19 protein-coding genes are annotated in these 16,563 nt (G+C 48.6%); 8 read left to right on the forward strand and 11 right to left on the reverse strand.

Annotation, left to right across the window (positions count from 1 at the left end; genetic code table 11):
• The first annotated feature begins 37 nt into the window (after nt 1-37).
• Complete coding sequence (locus JVX88_RS09105) at nt 38-802, forward strand: class I SAM-dependent methyltransferase (protein WP_211627017.1); 765 nt, start codon at nt 38-40, stop codon at nt 800-802.
• Complete coding sequence (locus JVX88_RS09110; RefSeq protein WP_211627018.1) at nt 795-1,112, forward strand: HIT family protein; 318 nt, start codon at nt 795-797, stop codon at nt 1,110-1,112. The genes JVX88_RS09105 and JVX88_RS09110 overlap by 8 nt, the downstream gene beginning before the upstream one ends.
• Here JVX88_RS09110 and JVX88_RS09115 read toward each other — a convergent pair.
• Nucleotides 1,109-2,035 carry an isoaspartyl peptidase/L-asparaginase family protein gene (locus JVX88_RS09115; RefSeq protein ID WP_211627019.1) on the reverse strand — a complete coding sequence of 309 codons (927 nt, stop codon included), beginning with the start codon at nt 2,033-2,035 and terminating at the stop codon, nt 1,109-1,111. The genes JVX88_RS09110 and JVX88_RS09115 overlap by 4 nt on opposite strands.
• Before the next feature lie 254 nt (nt 2,036-2,289).
• On the opposite strand from JVX88_RS09115, the gene JVX88_RS09120 reads away from it, so the two are divergent.
• The 6 genes from JVX88_RS09120 to JVX88_RS09145 all read left to right on the forward strand — a co-directional run bounded on the left by JVX88_RS09120 (nt 2,290) and on the right by JVX88_RS09145 (nt 5,865).
• Nucleotides 2,290-2,556, forward strand: a complete 267-nt coding sequence (locus JVX88_RS09120) for an AbrB/MazE/SpoVT family DNA-binding domain-containing protein (RefSeq protein ID WP_211627020.1) — start codon at nt 2,290-2,292, stop codon at nt 2,554-2,556.
• Nucleotides 2,540-2,809: a hypothetical protein gene (locus JVX88_RS09125; RefSeq protein ID WP_211627021.1), complete on the forward strand. Its 270-nt coding sequence runs from the start codon at nt 2,540-2,542 to the stop codon at nt 2,807-2,809. Before JVX88_RS09120 ends, JVX88_RS09125 begins: the two co-directional genes overlap by 17 nt.
• A complete protein-coding gene (locus JVX88_RS09130) occupies nt 2,742-3,860 on the forward strand; it encodes an ArnT family glycosyltransferase (RefSeq protein ID WP_211627022.1) in 1,119 nt (372 codons plus the stop codon). Before JVX88_RS09125 ends, JVX88_RS09130 begins: the two co-directional genes overlap by 68 nt.
• Before the next feature lie 55 nt (nt 3,861-3,915).
• Nucleotides 3,916-4,107, forward strand: coding sequence for a chlorophyll a/b-binding protein (locus JVX88_RS09135; RefSeq protein ID WP_211627023.1), 192 nt, complete (start codon nt 3,916-3,918; stop codon nt 4,105-4,107).
• A 122-nt stretch (nt 4,108-4,229) separates the two neighbouring features.
• A complete protein-coding gene (locus JVX88_RS09140; RefSeq protein ID WP_211627024.1) occupies nt 4,230-4,385 on the forward strand; it encodes a hypothetical protein in 156 nt (51 codons plus the stop codon).
• 601 nt (nt 4,386-4,986) lie between these two features.
• Nucleotides 4,987-5,865 (forward strand): SH3 domain-containing protein, encoded by an 879-nt coding sequence (locus JVX88_RS09145; RefSeq protein ID WP_211627025.1) that lies wholly within the window; start codon nt 4,987-4,989, stop codon nt 5,863-5,865.
• A 112-nt stretch (nt 5,866-5,977) separates the two neighbouring features.
• On the opposite strand, the gene groL is transcribed toward JVX88_RS09145, so the two are convergent.
• The 10 genes from groL to JVX88_RS09195 all read right to left on the reverse strand — a co-directional run bounded on the left by groL (nt 5,978) and on the right by JVX88_RS09195 (nt 16,382).
• A complete protein-coding gene (gene groL, locus JVX88_RS09150; protein ID WP_211627026.1) occupies nt 5,978-7,615 on the reverse strand; it encodes a chaperonin GroEL in 1,638 nt (545 codons plus the stop codon).
• Nucleotides 7,616-7,761: 146 nt separating this feature from the next.
• Nucleotides 7,762-8,073: a co-chaperone GroES gene (groES, locus tag JVX88_RS09155; RefSeq protein ID WP_211627027.1), complete on the reverse strand. Its 312-nt coding sequence runs from the start codon at nt 8,071-8,073 to the stop codon at nt 7,762-7,764.
• 656 nt (nt 8,074-8,729) lie between these two features.
• A complete protein-coding gene (locus JVX88_RS09160; RefSeq protein ID WP_211627028.1) occupies nt 8,730-9,620 on the reverse strand; it encodes an alkene reductase in 891 nt (296 codons plus the stop codon).
• Nucleotides 9,621-9,627: 7 nt separating this feature from the next.
• A complete protein-coding gene (locus tag JVX88_RS09165; RefSeq protein WP_211627029.1) occupies nt 9,628-9,975 on the reverse strand; it encodes a nuclear transport factor 2 family protein in 348 nt (115 codons plus the stop codon).
• A 19-nt stretch (nt 9,976-9,994) separates the two neighbouring features.
• A complete protein-coding gene (locus tag JVX88_RS09170; RefSeq protein WP_211627030.1) occupies nt 9,995-10,939 on the reverse strand; it encodes an EamA family transporter in 945 nt (314 codons plus the stop codon).
• Nucleotides 10,940-11,079: 140 nt separating this feature from the next.
• Nucleotides 11,080-12,663 (reverse strand): nuclear transport factor 2 family protein, encoded by a 1,584-nt coding sequence (locus JVX88_RS09175; RefSeq protein ID WP_211627031.1) that lies wholly within the window; start codon nt 12,661-12,663, stop codon nt 11,080-11,082.
• 52 nt (nt 12,664-12,715) lie between these two features.
• Entirely contained in the window at nt 12,716-13,711 is a 996-nt protein-coding gene (locus JVX88_RS09180; RefSeq protein ID WP_225931367.1) for a zinc-dependent alcohol dehydrogenase family protein, read from the reverse strand.
• 36 nt (nt 13,712-13,747) lie between these two features.
• On the reverse strand, nt 13,748-13,903 hold the full coding sequence (locus tag JVX88_RS09185; protein WP_211627032.1) for a hypothetical protein: 156 nt from the start codon (nt 13,901-13,903) through the stop codon (nt 13,748-13,750).
• Nucleotides 13,904-13,911: 8 nt separating this feature from the next.
• A complete protein-coding gene (locus JVX88_RS09190) occupies nt 13,912-14,544 on the reverse strand; it encodes an FMN-dependent NADH-azoreductase (RefSeq protein ID WP_211627033.1) in 633 nt (210 codons plus the stop codon).
• 251 nt (nt 14,545-14,795) lie between these two features.
• Nucleotides 14,796-16,382: a radical SAM protein gene (locus JVX88_RS09195; protein ID WP_211627034.1), complete on the reverse strand. Its 1,587-nt coding sequence runs from the start codon at nt 16,380-16,382 to the stop codon at nt 14,796-14,798.
• Between the last annotated feature and the right edge of the window lie 181 nt (nt 16,383-16,563).

A 16,563-nucleotide genomic window follows, 5' to 3' on the forward strand; every position in this document is an offset into this window, starting at 1 on the left:
TAGTGAAATCCGTGCAGTTCGTGGCAATATTTAACTGATGAATTCCGCACTGCCACAGGAAATGCAACGGCATACATACGCGATAATGGACCGCGTAGAGGATACGCATTGGTGGTTCGTCGGCCGTCGGGCGATCCTGGAATCATTTCTGAAAGACATAGTTGCGAAGTTAGCCATTCCAGATGCCGAACTACGCATTCTTGATGTCGGCTGCGGCACGGGGGCGAACCTGGAAATGCTTTCGCAATTCGGATCTGCCGAAGGCGTAGATGTCTCCGACGAGGCTCTGGAATTCTGCCGCAAAAAAGATTTGAAGGTTCAAAAAGGATTGGCAGAAACGCTGCCCTTCGAAGATGGAACTTTCGACATTACGACCGCTCTTGACGTGATCGAGCATCTGGACGATGACGTCGCCGGATTAAAAGAAATGTTTCGCGTAACAAAGACCGGCGGTTATTCCCTCTTCTTCGTGCCCGCCTTTATGTGGCTCTGGGGCGTACAGGACGACATCTCGAACCACCGCATCCGATATACGAAAAAGCAGATCGTCGAACGCATAGAAAAGGCAGGTTATAAGGTCGAACGCGCGACCTATGCGAACTTTACGTTTTTTACTCCCGTGCTTGCCGGCCGCACGATAATGAGACTGACCGGCATCAAACCAGAGTCTGAGAACAATATAAACGTCTCAGCATTGAACGGCTTGTTCGGAAAGGTCTTCTCCGCCGAGCGTTTCATACTTAACAAAATGGATTTCCCGTTCGGCGTTTCTATCGTTGTCGTGGCCAGAAAAGATGTCTGACGATTTTTATTGTGACCAGGTTTTTTCGGGAAAGACGCCTGTTGAAAAGGTGCTTGAGACCGAGAACGTCTTGGCCTATCACCACACGCGGCCTTTTTGGCCGGTACACATAGTTGTCGTTCCGAAGCAGCACGTATCCTCAGTTCTTGAAGTAGATAACGAACTTTTGCTCGAGTTGTTCGGTGTGATAAAACAGGTCGCGGCCAATGTTTACGCCGAGACAGGAGCCGCCCGTGTTCTTACCAATCTCGGCGAATACCAAGACTCAAAGCACCTGCATTTTCACATAAACTCCGGCGAACAGCTTTAGAAATAGCTCTTGGATTCAAACACTTTTCCATTCGGGTGATCCGTATTCGTAACTGAATAGCTGAATCCTTTCTGTATCGCGAATGCACCGATCTCACCGCGGCGTGATATAGCGACAAACCCTACCTGGATCTCTTTCGCCTTTGTCGGATCGCGCTTTAAGATGCGTCGAATCGCTTCGCTACAGGCTTGCTCCGGTGAACGTCCCATCCGCATTTGCTCGATAACGGTATGCGTGCCGCAAATGCGTATCACTTCTTCACCGACGCCGGAACTCGTCGCCGCCCCGACCTCGTTATCAACAAAAAGTCCGGCTCCTATGATCGGCGAATCACCAACTCGGCCGTGCATCTTGAAAGCCATTCCGCTCGTAGTTACCATTCCTGCAAGCTTTCCGTCCGCGCCGATCGCGATCGTGCCCATCGTGTCATGATTCGGCGAGCCGTCTGGGAAAAAATACGGTACCGCCGGACCGCGAGCCGGGCGATTCTCGATATTGATCTCCGGCTTGTAATTCGATCTTTCAAGCCATTTCTTCCATTCCCTTTCGGCATCGGCAGAAAGCTTTCCCGATTCAAGCTGCATCCCATTTGCCAATGCGAATTCCTGCGCGCCTTTGCCGGAAAGCAGCACATGCGGTGTTTTTTCCATCACCATTCGAGCAACTGACACCGGGTGTTTTATTCGCTCCAGGTACGAAACGCTGCCGATATCACCGTTTCCGTTCATTATGCATGCATCAAGCGTTACGATGCCGTCGCGGTCCGGAAATGCATCCAACCCAACGCAGCAGCTAGGTTCCGCTTCAGCAGCACGCCCCGCCGCTTCGACCGCATCCAGGGCCGAACCTTTCCCCGCAAGCATCGGCCACGCCGCGGCATTTGCCCTAACGCCGCTGTCCCAAGTCGAAACAACAACCGGCATTTTCACACGCTGACGCGACACCACCGGAGAGCTCTGCCCGCGAGCCTTGTCAATAAGTAATACAGGGATCGAAAAAAGTGGAAGTCGCAGGAAGTTTCGTCGGCTCAGCATGCGAGAATGTTAATTGATTTTCCTAATTCTCCCTAAGGCAGAGATCTGTAAACTTCCCTCTCATCTCTTACTTAGAAAATATCCTTTCGACCACTTGTCCGATCGATCTTTGTGTATTACTCTTACTAGTAGGAGTATTACTTATGAAAGTTACATCTAAAGGCCAGGTAACTATTCCGATCGAGCTGAGGGAGAAGTTCGGCATCTTGCCCAATTCTGAGGTGGAATTTGGATACTCTGGAAACAAGATCACAATCAGGAAGGTCAGCCCAAAGAAAGGCGAACTGTCTCGTGGCCAACGGATCGTCGCCCGTGCTTTGGCTAACAAAGGGACTGCGGAGCCAAGGTTAACTACGGATGAGATCATGGCCTTGACGCGCGGATGGGGTGAAGATGATTTTGATCGATAGCAGCGTGCTGCTTGACCTGTTTGATGAGGCGTCTGACTGGCATGATTGGTCGATCACAGCATTAGCAAGATCCGCGGATACCGCACCTTTGATAATTAACCCGATCATCTACGCCGAGGTGTCGATCAATTTCAGAACCCCAGCCGAATTTGACGCGGCATTTCCACCAGAAGACTTTCTACGGCGTGCATTGCCGTTTCAAGCCGCTTTTACTGGGAGCAGGACTGGCCTTTGGCCTGCTCTGCCTCACTAAAGGCATTCTAGTGGCAGTGCTGTTGGGTGGCATTGCACTGCTGTTTTTGGTCTGGGATACGCCGCGCTTGCTCCAGCAGCCCTATTTGTGGTTGGGGATCTTATTGGGCAGCGTTCCGGCCATCGCTTGGTATGGTGCCCAATGGCTGCATTATGGTCAGGCTTTCTTGGGTAACAACTTGGTAGACCAGTCGCTGCAACGCATCTGGACCGATGTGGAAGGAAATGGTGCACCCGTCTGGTACTACCTGTTGGAACTGCTGAAGGCTGCACCGTGGATTCTGTTTCTCCCAGCAGGCTGTCGCTTAGTCTGGAGCAACCGCAACTGGAGCTGGGCCAAACTGGCTATTCTTTGGGGCAGCGTTTACTTTATTGCCATTTCCCTGATGGCGACTAAATTGCCGTGGTACATTTTGCCGCTGTTTCCAGCCTTGGCGTTGATCGTGGGTGCCCAACTGGCCGAGATGTGGCAGCAGGGCAAGCAGCTTGGGGTTCAGCAGTTTCTGCCGGATGCCTATTCTCCAGCCTGGTTAGCTAGCTTCAGCGTCTTAGCTGCTGTAGGTTGGCTGGGAGCGGCCTATTTTATCGGTTGGGCTGCTCCGACGGAAAGTGATTTGGGTTTGATTCTGGCGATCGCAGGCGCTACGTTCAGCGTCGCTGCGTTTTTGGTAGCCCGGCAAAATCCGCAGTTTATCAATATTCTGGTTTGGGGGACCTATTTGGCCCTACTGCTGCTGATGGCTTCTCCCCATTGGGCCTGGGAGTTGGCAGAGTCCTACCCAGTCCAGCCGGTGGCAGCCATGATTCAAACTCATACTCCTGCTGGTAAACCAATCTATACATCCTATCCCTATAACCGCCCGTCGCTGAATTTCTATAGTCAGCGGCAGGTGATTCCAGCTTCAGAGCAGGAGTTGAAGCGGGCATGGCGCAGAGACGAACCAGCTTACCTACTGATTGATCGTCCCACTCTGATCACCCTGGGAATTTCGCCAAATCGCATCCTTGCTACCACCGAAGAATGGCTCCTCATAACAAAAGATAAGATCTGAAGTAGAGCGATTGCGAGTTTTGCCGTTCACTGTTCCAATTGTGCAGCTAAATCCTATGAATTCTGATCAAACCTCTTCTGTACCAACCTCTCAAGAACAACCTGTCATTCAGCCCCAACCTGCCTTTGGCTGGACGAGTTATGCCGAAATCATCAACGGTCGTTTTGCCATGATTGGGTTTGTGGCGCTGTTGATTCTGGAATTGTTCACCCACCAGGATTTCTTTACCTGGCTGGGACTGCGCTAGATTGCCATAGCGAAACAAAACTTAATAACTATTCTGTAACATAAGCTACCATTTCGGGATTTATGCTAATTTGGTTTGTAGAATTACTAGACAGCACAGAGTAGCTTATAAGGATGTTCAAGATGAACAAAAACCGTCAGCGCATTTTGACCGAAACCGCACAGTTGCATCGCACGAACTTGCGTAGAAACTTGGAGCGTCGTTTAGAGGCAGCCAAGGCAAGAGGTGATGAGCATTTGATGCGGATGCTGGAAGCGGAAGCCAACTATTTGGGTTAGAGTTAAGCCACCGCAAGCGATGCAAGGTTAGTTCAGGCAGATTGTTAACCAGTAATCCGTTTGCAAAACGGTCTAATCTACTAACAAATAATCATAAGTAATCACAAGCGAGGGATTAGCTCCTTCGCTTTATTTTTATTCTTTTACCGCAAACTCAAGTGAAATCTGACACAAACAACGGCAACGGGTAAAGGCCATAACGATTAGCTAAGCGGATGTTTGAAAAGTATAAAATTCATTGCATTTGCCCTCTAAATCCCCCAATTCTGTAGGACTTTATACCTCACAACCTCCAAATTTGGAGGGCAGAAGGGCTGGTTCAAATAACAATTTTGACTTTTCAAACATCCTCTAATCAACTCCGCACGAGCAAATCTTAGTTGCACATTGCGTTAAATTTTGCAACCTGATTACTGTTTTTGTCTTACGATTACTTCTCCTCTAATTCAAACTAGATGTAAGTGATATCGCATCTCTTACATTCAGTTGAATTATGGCTCTACGGAATAAACCTGGAGTTCCCCAGTGCGGATGGCGATGCCTAGAAGAAATTGATTATTCTCCAGAGGGAACTGATGATCCTATCTGTGAGTGGTGTTGTGTGAAGCGTAATCGACAACGTCTTTATGTCCTAGAGCATGATAATTTTGACGGTCCAATTAAAGTAGGAAGTAAATGTAAAGACGAGGCGATTGCGAAATGTGTTGATTCCGGACCTCATGAAGATGAATCAAATAATAAACCAGAAGACGGGGTAAAGAATGGTACTTCCGATGAAAAGCCACTTCCTGTACCTGAACTTCTTGTTCTAGCAGGTGCAAGTATAGTGGTAATGGGAAACTTGGCTTTATTTGAGGACTTTTATTCTCAATTGATTCCAGAAAGATCATCTCCTCCTACGCAAAGACAGCGCCCCTCAGAATCTCCAGAGAATTCTAATAATCGCTATAGAAATAGACTTTCCCCAGAGGCAGAAAAAAGATTAAGAGACTGCTTAAAAGAAAATATTAAAAACCTAGTAGGGGTTCCCGAACTCTCTGACCTAGTTGAATCTTTAACCAATGAAGATGAGTATTCCATCACCGAGACTCAAAGACAAGTCAGACTTTTGTATAAACAGATTCAACAGCTACGCAAAACTATTACAGACTGTGATCCTTCACTAATTCAAGAACTTCTTGCCGCTGATCAGGCAGACGAGCAAGAGCAATTTGAGAACCAGATTCAAAACCAATTCTGCTGTGAGCCTACTGTTACAGTTGTTGGGGAAATAGTTAATGTGCGAGCAAGTCCAAGTTTAGAAGGTGAGGTAATTGGACAAGTTCTATACGGCACTTGCTTAGGGGTGGACACTGAAATTTTTACCTTTTTTTCAGCACAAGAGCGATCAGCAGCAATGATAGGAACAGGTTGGTATCCGATTGTCTTACCTGATGGAAGAAGAGGCTACATTCACAGCCAGTATTTGTCATTTAACTGAGATGCCAGAAATGAAAAACAATCGCCTCCGTTACAGAAGACGATCGTTAAGTTCAATCAAATTGCGGTGAAATTACACCGGTTTGATTGTAGTAGCCTTAATTGTAGTAGCCTTAGTAATCGAAGTCACCGCCCATGCCGGCACCAGCACCAGCCGCCGCAGCATCCTTCGGTTCAGGCTTGTCAACCACAATGCACTCGGTGGTCAGCACCATGCCAGCGATAGACGCAGCGTTTTGCAGAGCCGAGCGAGTTACCTTCGCTGGGTCAACAATACCAGCCTCGAACATATCGACGAACTGATCCTTGGCGGCATCATAACCAACGTTGAAGTCTTTCTCCTTCACGCGCTCAGCAATCACCGCGCCGTTCTGACCAGCATTCTCAGCAATCCGCTTCAGCGGAGCCGACAGGGCACGAGCTACAATCAGCGCACCGATCAGTTCTTCGTTCGCCAGGTTCGCCTTAGCCCATTCTTCCAGACCAGGAGCCATGTGGGCCAATGTGGTACCACCACCAGGAACGATACCTTCTTCTACAGCCGCTTTGGTGGCGTTGATCGCGTCTTCCAGGCGCAGCTTGCGGTCTTTCATTTCGGTTTCGGTGGCTGCCCCATCTTTCACTACAGCGACACCACCCGACAGCTTCGCCAACCGCTCTTGCAGCTTCTCTTTATCGTAGGAAGACTCGGTTTCTTCCCTCTGACGGCGGATTTGCTCACAGCGAGCCTTTACAGACGCTTCGTTGCCTTCAGCCACAATCGTGGTGTTGTCTTTGGTGATGGTGATGCGGCGCGCCTTGCCCAGCATGTCGAGCTTGACGTTATCCAGCTTTAGACCAGCATCTTCGGTAATCACCTGCCCACCCGTCAGCACGGCGATGTCTTCCAGCATAGCCTTGCGACGATCACCAAAGCCAGGAGCCTTCACAGCCGCCACGTTCAGCACACCCCGCAGACGGTTCACCACCAGCGTTGCCAGGGCTTCTTTCTCGATATCTTCAGCGATAATCAGCAGTGGACGACCAGAACGAGCGACTTGCTCCAGCACCGGCACTAGGTCTTGCACCAACGTGATTTTCTTATCGGTTAGCAACAAGAAAGGCTCATCTAGTACTGCTTCCATCCGCTCGGTGTCGGTGGCGAAGTAGGGCGAGATGTAGCCTTTGTCGAAGCGCATCCCTTCGGTCACTTCCAGCTCAGTCGTCATCGACTTGCCTTCTTCCAGAGAGATCACGCCTTCGCGGCCTACTTTCTCCATCGCCTCAGCGATCATGGCACCCACTTCTTCGTCGTTACCAGCCGAGATGGAGCCAACCTGAGCAATCGCTTTGGAATCTTCAACTTGACGGGCATGCTTGGCAATTTCATCCACCAAGAAGCCAGTTGCCTTGTCGATACCGCGCTTCAGCGAAATAGCATTAGCGCCAGCAGCCACGTTACGCAGACCTTCTTTCACCATCGCATGAGCCAGTACGGTTGCGGTCGTGGTTCCGTCACCAGCCGCGTCGTTGGTCTTGGAAGCAGCCTGACGAATCAAAGAGACGCCCGTATTTTCGATGTGATCTTCCAGCTCAATTTCCTTAGCAATGGTGACACCATCGTTCACAATCTGAGGAGCACCAAACTTCTTCTCCAGCACCACGTTGCGACCCTTAGGACCAAGAGTGACCGCAACCGCTTCCGCCAGAATATCAATTCCCTTTTCCAGGGCACGACGAGCATTTTCGTTGTAAATGATGCGCTTAGCCATAACGTTCAATCAGTGTTGAGTGTTGAGTGTTAAGTTCTTAGTTTCGAGTTGCAAACAGTCTGCAAGCTTCAAGTCGCTTCGAGTTTTGAATCCTGAGTTCTGAGCTTTATCCAACTCAAAACTCAAAACTTAAAACTCAAAACTTTTTAAGCAACGATTGCCAAAATGTCTTTTTCCGACAGCAAAACATACTCTTCAGTGCCGAGTTTGATGTCAGTACCGGCATACTTGGAGTACAGCACTTTGTCGCCAATTTTCACTTCCATTTCTTGGCGAGAGCCATCATCGTTACGACGACCAGGGCCAACAGCTGCCACTTCCCCAACCTGGGGTTTTTCTTTAGCCGTGTCGGGCAGGAAGATGCCGCCTGCAGTCTTCTCTTCAGAAGCACTCACTTTAACGAAAACACGATCTCCTAGAGGCTTAACGGTTGAAACACTCAGAGATACAGCCGCCATACAAGAATTCTCCAACTATACAAATCTAGGATTAGAAGCTTTGAACCTTGGGTCTCAATTTTGAGTGAATAAACGCAACGGACTCAAAATCTCAATCCTCAAGTTCAACACTCCAAAGGGCGAGCATCAACATAAGCCCAATTCCTGGTGGATTTGGGGTGTCAATCTCGTCGCTTTGAAAACCCACAATACTTAAACCTGAGTTTCGAGATTAGCACTCTCCACTCCTGAGTGCTAATTTAACGGACAAGTGGCCCAACTGCAACCCGTTCTTCTATCTTTGGGAGTACGGTTTACCGAACGGCGACTCCAAAAAGCAAAGTCAGACGATGCCAAATTGGTTTGATGCCTGGGCTTTACAAACCTCATACTTTCGTTAAAGATTGCCCAGAAATGCTGGTGAGTCAGAAAAGTCCTGTGCCAGGATAGCGTTCATAGAGGCTGAGCCAATCAGCGCTTCAACAGCCTAGGATGTAGCCCCACAGCCATTCGGTTTTGTCATGCTTTTTACCGACCTAGATTTGCCCATTTCGAGCTGCACAGAGTCTGCATAAAGCCGACGTATCATCTGCATACATTATCTGCATACATTATCTGCATACATTCACTAGCAAACCATGCATCCCCAGAAATTGTCGTTCTACGATTTTGGCGCTTTAGTCACCGCTCTGCTCACAGCGCTTACTGTTGTGATTAGCACTCCTACAGGTCTGAATACTACTCTGAATACTACGTCCTGGCAGTGCTTCTTGAATGTCGAGAAACGCAAGATTCAATGCATTTAATGTCTCAGCCGCATAGGTAAATGTCGCCTTCGGATCGCTGTCTCGCATGTCATTGAAGACATCATTACTCGGCGAAAGCTTGATCCCAACTCGATCGCCATTCCAGGCATTGACCACAGCTTCCGTCACTTCCAACAAAAACCGGGCGCGATTGGCAATGCTGCCTCCATAGGCATCAGTACGCTGGTTGACCCCATCTCTGAGAAATTGATCGATGAGATAACCATTGGCGGCATGAATTTCGACACCATCAAAGCCAGCTTCCTGTGCTCGTAGGGTTGCAGTGGCATATTGCTGCACTACCCCTGGAATCTCGTCAAGCTCCAGTGGGCGAGGCGTAAGGTAAGGTTTCTTGCCTTTCGGAGTGTGACTGTAACCATTGATGGCGATCGCTGAAGCTGATACAGGCAACATACCTCCAGGCTGAAAATCAGGATGGGATGCTCGTCCTGCGTGCCAGAGTTGCAGCATAATGCGACCCCCATTGCGATGAACAGCATCTGTAATCTTCTGCCAACCCTTGACTTGAGCATCGGTATGAATGCCAGGTGACTCGTTCCAACCAGCGGCTTGCTCCGAAATTTGGGTGGCTTCAGTAATAATCAGTCCAGCCTCAGCCCGGAGTGTATAGTATTCCATCATCATGTCATTGGGAATTCGCTCTGCCCCAGCCCGTCCACGCGTGAGGGGAGCCATGACAATGCGGTTTGGCAGGTGAAGCGCACCAACTTGAAGCGGTGAGAAAAGTTGTTTGAAAGTCATAGTTAGCTCAAAGTCCCGTAATATCCATTCGTTGAATCAAACCATCTTCAAAGGTGTAAACATGCTGAACGATTTGATCCAACAGCAAGTTTCCATCCAGATTCCGCACCACTTGATGAACATCAACGACTATTTGCCCATTCTCATCAGATCGAAATCCTTGAGGGTTGACCTGGGGATCGATCGAGTTCCACTGGCGAATCCAATAATCCCGTACTGCCTCGCGTCCGTGGATATGTCCACCCTCCATACCGTTTGCCCACTGTACATCTGGGTGCATCACTGTAAGAACCGCATCAATATCACGATTGTTAAAGGCAGTGTAGGCTTCTGTGAGTAAATCTTGTGTCTTCATCGGGTTCGTTCGCTTTACTTTACAAGTTGTTGTGTCCTGCTTCTTTTGCGGTTTGAAACTGCATCCAGGTGATTGCTGCAATGATTAGAACGCCACCGATCATTTGCATCACCGTTAAAGTTTGACCAAACCACACCCAGGCGAGAACACCTGCAATCACAGGTTCCAGCGTGGCAGTAATTGCGGCTCGTTCTGCTTGAACCTGCTGAATACACCAGAAAAACAGCAGATAGGGTAACAAGTTTCCGGCAAGACCGACGTAGATAACCTCTAGAAGATTCTCTGGAGTGAGCAACAGCCAGGGAACGCCTTGAGTCACCTGGTAGGCAAGCCAAAATAAGCTGGCAACCGCAAATGTCTTCAACATCACACCAATGGTTTCATTTGTTGCACTGATCTGCTCATTCATTACAATGTAGGCCGCGAAAAATATCGCTGTACTTAAACCAATCACAATTCCCGTCCACTCAACAGGTTCTTCATCAGGAGCAAGCAAATTCGACACCAGCAACACTCCCGCAATCGCAAGACTGAGTGCCACCAATACCGATCGAGAGGGGAGAGTTCGAGCAGTTAGAGCTGTCCACAGAACCACTAAAACAGGAGCCGTAAACAGTAGAACGATCGCAACCGCGACAGGCAACCGTTGAATTGCCAAATAATCGGCACCTACTAATCCAACCAGAATTAGCCCCAAAGCAAAGTTTTGACGGCTGAGTGGTCGAGCTTGGGTGCGTCCGAACAAGCAATCTAGCAGAGCCAGCCCGAACGTAGCGATCATTGCACTGGCTCCAGCGAGTTCAAGCGGCTGTACTCCGGTGAGAAACAAATAATTCACCACATTCGCGGCGATCGCCCAGGCAACCACAGTCAAGATCATTGCCAGCAGTCCCAACCAATTCGGCGAAAATCGTTTCAGGTTGAACCAAGATTTCCAGGCAGGATGAAGCGGTTTAATTGCCATCGTTTCAACCTCAATATGATTGAATTTTTTGCAACAGAAAATGTGGACAGTGTATTCAGCCGGAATTGCAGAATTGTTTGGCGCTCACCTGAATGATGAAGAACTTGAGGTGATGCAGCGAGTGCTAAAGCGAATGATTTCTACCGCTTCTCAAAAGAGCTAAACATCGGCTCGATAGGGTTGCCTTGTGCTGCTTGTGCCACTGCAAAACTATCCTCAAATAACCGATAACGAACAATTAAGCCAGCTTGAACGATAAACTCCAAGGCAAACTCACTTTCAATGATGTTTCCGGTTTTTCTAATTTGTGAGGCGAAGTTACCCAGCGCGACAGCCTGTTCTCCTTCAACCACGATTGAGCGAATTTCAAACCGAATCGGCTCATCTTGTTCTCTCAGCTCACGAATGAAATCCGCAACACCGCTGCGTCCTTTTCTGCGACCAATCCAGAGAACTGAATTGATATTTCCAGGAATATTCCAATCGATATCCTCACTGAAGAGAGCAGCGATCGCTTCGGGTTCTGCACCGGACTGGAGGCGATCGAAATATTGCTTGACTACAGTTCGAGTCACATCGCTACTGATCTGCTGATCTTGAACGATCTGAATGTTTTGAGATTCAGAGTACGTTGGAAAATCCGTGTAGCCTTCTTTGTCAAAGGAAAACCAAACACTTGGGTCAGCCGGTGGATTTAACGACCAACCATTGGCAAACCGTTCAACTAAATCTGGATTGCTGATAATGAGTCGTCCAAAGCCAATCAAGTCAGCGTTGCCAACATGGACAGCGATTGAGGCAGTTTCTTGGGTATAGTCACCGTTCGCGATGATTGCACCCGTGAATACATCACGGAATTCGGCTGTCCCCATTGGTTTTCCTAGCTGATGAAAGCCGTTGAACTCCAGTCCATCAATCAGAGCCAAGTAACCTAGACTATACTGATTCAACTGTTGGGCAACATAGAGAAACGTTTCTCGGAAATCTGGCGAACCCATGTCATTGTAAGTGCTGTTCGGAGATAGTCTGACTCCCACTCGATTAGCCGGAAACACGGTGAGGACTGCTTCGACAATTTCATTGAGGAAGCGATAGCGATTCTCCAGACTACCGCCATATTGATCCGTGCGCTGGTTGGTTTTCGATTGCAAAAATTCATCAATGAGGTAGCCATAACCCGCATGAATTTCAACTCCATCAAAACCAGCTGCTTGAGCGTTCTGAGCAGCCTGACGATAATCTTCTACGATCAAAGGGATTTCGTTCGTCTCTAAAGCGCGAGGCGTTTCGTAGGGTTGTTTGCCAATGGGAGTATGAATGTCGTCATCCTGCAATCTGATGGCAGAGGCAGAAACGGGTAATTGACCATTCTCCTGAAAACTACTGTGAGACGCTCGCCCGGTATGCCAGAGTTGCAGAAAAAATGGCGTGCCTTTGGTATGAACCGCATTGACAACTGGCTTCCAGGCTTGTGTCTGTTCCTCTGAGTAAATTCCAGGGCTATTCAGCCAACCGTTCGCCTGTTTCGAGATGGTAGCTCCTTCAGAAATGATCAACCCGACAGAAGCCCGTTGAGCGTAATACTCTGCCATTAAAGCGTTGGGAATTCGTTCCTTGCCTGCCCGACCGCGAGTCAAAGGAGCCATGACCACTCGGTTTTTTAGAGGCAAGCCTGCCAAATCAAAGGGACTGAGTAAGGTTTTAGCAATTGTTCGATTTGTCATATGTTTTCGCTTAAACAAAATGTATGAATTGCTATTAGGAGAGGCGCAGACATTAGACTGTAACCACGATTTTTCCCAGTTGCTCATTCGACTCCATATATCGGTAAGCATCCCTGATCTGATCGAGGGTGAATCGTTTTTCAGCAATCAGTGGACGCAACGCGCCTGACTGCAATCGCTGGTTGACATAGTTTATTCCTGACTGCAACCGTTGCGGGTGAGCGATGACATGAAAGCCCAAGTGGAAACCCTGTACCCGAAAGCCCTTCACGAGCGCCGGAACCACAGGAAAAACGGGTGTTCCTGCGGCAAGCCAACCGTATTCAACGATCAAACCTTCGGGAGCAACGATATCAGCTAATTTCTCCAGGTAGGATCCACTCACCGGGTCAAAGACAATAGCGGCTCCCTTGCCCCCTGTTATCGCATTCACCCGCTCAGCCATATTCTCTTGATCCGTCACGATCACATACTGAGCACCCGCTTTGAGCAATCCTTGGCGCTTATAGTTCTTGCGAGTGATGGCAATGCTGATTCCCCCAGCATCATTCACCAGTTGAATGGCAGCAAGTCCAACGCTACTACTCGCCGCTGTGATCGCAACCACATCTCCTGGTTTGAGCTTACCAAATTCAATCAGAGCACCGTAGGTCGTCAGATATTGCATCCAAATCGCCGTTCCTTCTTCTGGTGAAAGTTGGTCCGGATATTTAACCACATGCCTTGCAGTAATGACAGCGGTATCACCCGCTACACCATATTGGTTCAGGCTGAAGCCTGGAATAGTGCTGACGCGATCGCCAATCTGGAAATCAGTTACTCCTTCACCCACAGCGTCAATAACGCCTGCTGCTTCATAGCCAATCCGAGATGGAAACTGGGCTTGCTCAGTGTAAGCATTGGTGCGGTACAGCACTTCTGCACGGTTAAGTCCCAATGCCTGAACCTTGATTCGTACCTCTCCAGGCTGTGGATCACGCAGCGCTTCTTCTTCAACTTTGAGAACGTCGGGACTACCAAATTCGTAGAATTTCACAACTTTGGGCACGATGTACTTTCCTCTAGGTTTAACTTACATAGCCGATCAATACTGACCTACCGCGATCGGCAACTCACGTTCGATGGTTCGCAATCGTTGCAAAAAACCATTCAGGATACGTTGACGAACTACATCGGTTTGTCGGGCGGGGGCATAGACAATCTGCGGAGCAAGAACATCAAAACCAGTGAATTGCAACATCCCTCGCTCTATGCGGCAACTAGCTCAGTGATTTTGGCACGGGCATTAGCAATTGACTCGGCTAGTTTTGTACCACCATATTCATCGTTTTCTACATGAATAAAAGTGATATCCGTGATACCCATAAATCCAAAAACAGTAACCAGATAAGGATCATGGTAATTCATTTTCTCGTACTGTCCACCGGGATGAAACCCAGAATCGCCCCGAGATTCGATGATAAACATCTTTTTACCCAGCACTAACGGCTTAAACACGTTGGCAGTATCATTAGGTTCAAAAGCAACAGTGCGTCCAACTCGCACAATTTGATCAATGTAAGCCTTGAACACACTGGGAACACTGAAGTTGTACATCGGGACACCAATCACGTAGACATCAGCCGCCAAGAATTCATCGACGAGTTCATCACTTAAGCGAATTGCTTCGCGCAGTTCAGGCGTGTGTTGCTCCGGTGGTGAGAATGCAGCAGCAATCCAGAGTTCATCGACATGGGGAATAGGATTGCGACCAATATCGCGATAGGTAACGGTATCGTTTGGGTGGGTCTTTTTCCATTGTTCGATGAATTCCTTTGTCATGCGGCGAGAATGCGATCGTTCTCCTCTAGGGCTGGCATCAAGGTGCAACAAGTGTGACATATTAGTAATTTCCTATTGACTTGAAGTGTGTGGTTTTTTACCAAGTAGCCTTAAAAAAACGGCCTTTGATATTGTCACCGTTGGCAAACAGGAGCTTGATCTCTGACTTCTCGACAAAAGGCGCTGGCAGAAGCGTTGCTGCTAAAAAGATTCAGCATTAAAGTCATTAAAGCGGCAATAGTCATTGCTGTTTTCATAGATTTCTTGTGCTCAGATTGCTTACCCCTTCAGCTTAAGTAAGTCATCCAAACTCAACTATCAAATTCCTGTACAACTATCAAAATTCTGCAATCAGATGAAAAAAGCGCCTGTTCGTGTGCGATGCGAGCTGACATAAAACGAACGTTGACATTCGGTATCCGGCTTAGACCCTTGCAAACGTATTTTAATCTTCGTCTGAGTTCTTTTTCTTCATAGATCGGTTCCCATTGAAGAGGTGTGTTGGGTTTCGGAACGAAACCGTTCAACGATGGGATTATGGTGCCGGCGCGGCCAAAACGCTTTCCTGCTTCCAGCATTCTGTCTTTGATTCTTTCAACAAGAATGAACATCTCGTCAAGGTCGTCTTCTGTTTCTGTAGGCAGTCCGACCATCATATACAGCTTTACGGTGAGCATTCCTCGGTCGAACACGGCTCCGCAAATGTCCACGATCTCGTCATTCGTCAGATTCTTATTGATGACGCGCCGCAGCCTATCGCTTCCGGTTTCCGGAGCGACCGCGATCTGCTGATCCCGCGATTCCACCAACGCATCCAGAAGTTCATCGGATATTTGGTCAAGACGCAGGCTCGAAACCGATATGCGGTAGTCCATCGCGCGTAGTTCGCGAAGAATGGTGGAAATTTCCGGATGATCGCAGACCGCAGTAGAAACAAGTCCGATCTTATCGGTCTTGGAACGCCACTCCGCGGCTTTCGCCAAAATATCTTTTGCCGGCACTACCCGCGGAGGATAATAGTTATAACCGGCCCAACAGAACCGGCAGCCCTGAGAGCACCCGCGAGAGATCTCCACGAGCAGCCTGTCTCCCATCTCGGCTTCGGGAGCCCACACGGCGGTTGATGGACAAAAGATATCCTGACCTACCAAAAAGTCCGAAAGCTCGCTCTCGCCGCGCTTCAATGCCCGGCGAAGAGTGCCTTCCTTTGGGTTGACGGAAGCCAGAGCCCGGCCTACTCGGCGCGGCACACCGGGCTGGTTCGGTACGTAATCGAAAACTGTTCCATCATCGTTGTAAACAACATCGTAGAACGATGGCACGTAGAATCCGCGACCGATCCCTGCCAAGGAAAGAAGGATCTCTTCTTTTGTCTCGTTATCAAAAATGGCATCAACCAGCTGATAAGCAAGAATCTCACCTTCACCAACGGCTATAACATCCGTGAAATCAGCGATCGGTTCGGGGTTAAGGAAAGATGCGGCTCCGCCCATCACGATCAACGGATGAAAGTGGCTGCGTTCGGCTGACCAAACAGGTATTCCTGACAGATGCAGCATTCGAGCCATATTTAAGTAATCTGTCTCGAATGAAATTGAGAATGCAACAACGTCGAAATCCTTTATCGGGGTCTGGGTTTCGAGAGTAAGCAAAGGTGTGCCGGTTCTCTCGTGTTCCTTAAGGTCTGAACTATCCGGCAGAAATGCCCGTTCACAGCTGACACTGGGAATGCTATTAAACAGCTCATACATCGTGTGTAAGCCTAGGTTCGCCATTCCGATCGAATAAGTATTCGGGTAGCAAAGTGCGATCCGCAGTTCGGCGCCCTGCCGCACGACATACCCTTCTTCGGTGGCGAGCTTTTTTTTGAGGCTATTAATGATCGAACGGTTCATCATCAGAGTAAACCTATACAATATCAAGTATGACACGGGTTGAACAAGCTTTTTCAAATTAGATGGTTCGATCTTTTTACCCAGGCTTCGATCGCGCAAACTTTTGAACTACTAAGAGAAATTTTCAGGTTTCTGGGTGGAGGGTGTCACAAAACTGCTAAGCTTGGTGTTTACATTTTGAAAA

The sequence above is a fragment of the Leptolyngbya sp. 7M genome (assembly GCF_018128485.1).

Bases quoted from the DNA above. Each gene is read 5' to 3' on its own strand.
- JVX88_RS09105 (WP_211627017.1), top strand. From the start codon at position 38: ATGAATTCCGCACTGCCACAGGAAATGCAACGGCATACATACGCGATA.
- JVX88_RS09110 (WP_211627018.1), top strand. From the start codon at position 795: ATGTCTGACGATTTTTATTGTGACCAGGTTTTTTCGGGAAAGACGCCT.
- JVX88_RS09115 (WP_211627019.1), bottom strand. From the start codon at position 2,035: ATGCCGGTTGTTGTTTCGACTTGGGACAGCGGCGTTAGGGCAAATGCC.
- JVX88_RS09120 (WP_211627020.1), top strand. From the start codon at position 2,290: ATGAAAGTTACATCTAAAGGCCAGGTAACTATTCCGATCGAGCTGAGG.
- JVX88_RS09125 (WP_211627021.1), top strand. From the start codon at position 2,540: ATGATTTTGATCGATAGCAGCGTGCTGCTTGACCTGTTTGATGAGGCG.
- JVX88_RS09135 (WP_211627023.1), top strand. From the start codon at position 3,916: ATGAATTCTGATCAAACCTCTTCTGTACCAACCTCTCAAGAACAACCT.
- JVX88_RS09140 (WP_211627024.1), top strand. From the start codon at position 4,230: ATGAACAAAAACCGTCAGCGCATTTTGACCGAAACCGCACAGTTGCAT.
- groL (WP_211627026.1), bottom strand. From the start codon at position 7,615: ATGGCTAAGCGCATCATTTACAACGAAAATGCTCGTCGTGCCCTGGAA.
- groES (WP_211627027.1), bottom strand. From the start codon at position 8,073: ATGGCGGCTGTATCTCTGAGTGTTTCAACCGTTAAGCCTCTAGGAGAT.
- JVX88_RS09160 (WP_211627028.1), bottom strand. From the start codon at position 9,620: ATGACTTTCAAACAACTTTTCTCACCGCTTCAAGTTGGTGCGCTTCAC.
- JVX88_RS09165 (WP_211627029.1), bottom strand. From the start codon at position 9,975: ATGAAGACACAAGATTTACTCACAGAAGCCTACACTGCCTTTAACAAT.
- JVX88_RS09170 (WP_211627030.1), bottom strand. From the start codon at position 10,939: ATGGCAATTAAACCGCTTCATCCTGCCTGGAAATCTTGGTTCAACCTG.
- JVX88_RS09175 (WP_211627031.1), bottom strand. From the start codon at position 12,663: ATGACAAATCGAACAATTGCTAAAACCTTACTCAGTCCCTTTGATTTG.
- JVX88_RS09185 (WP_211627032.1), bottom strand. From the start codon at position 13,903: ATGTTGCAATTCACTGGTTTTGATGTTCTTGCTCCGCAGATTGTCTAT.
- JVX88_RS09190 (WP_211627033.1), bottom strand. From the start codon at position 14,544: ATGTCACACTTGTTGCACCTTGATGCCAGCCCTAGAGGAGAACGATCG.
- JVX88_RS09195 (WP_211627034.1), bottom strand. From the start codon at position 16,382: ATGATGAACCGTTCGATCATTAATAGCCTCAAAAAAAAGCTCGCCACC.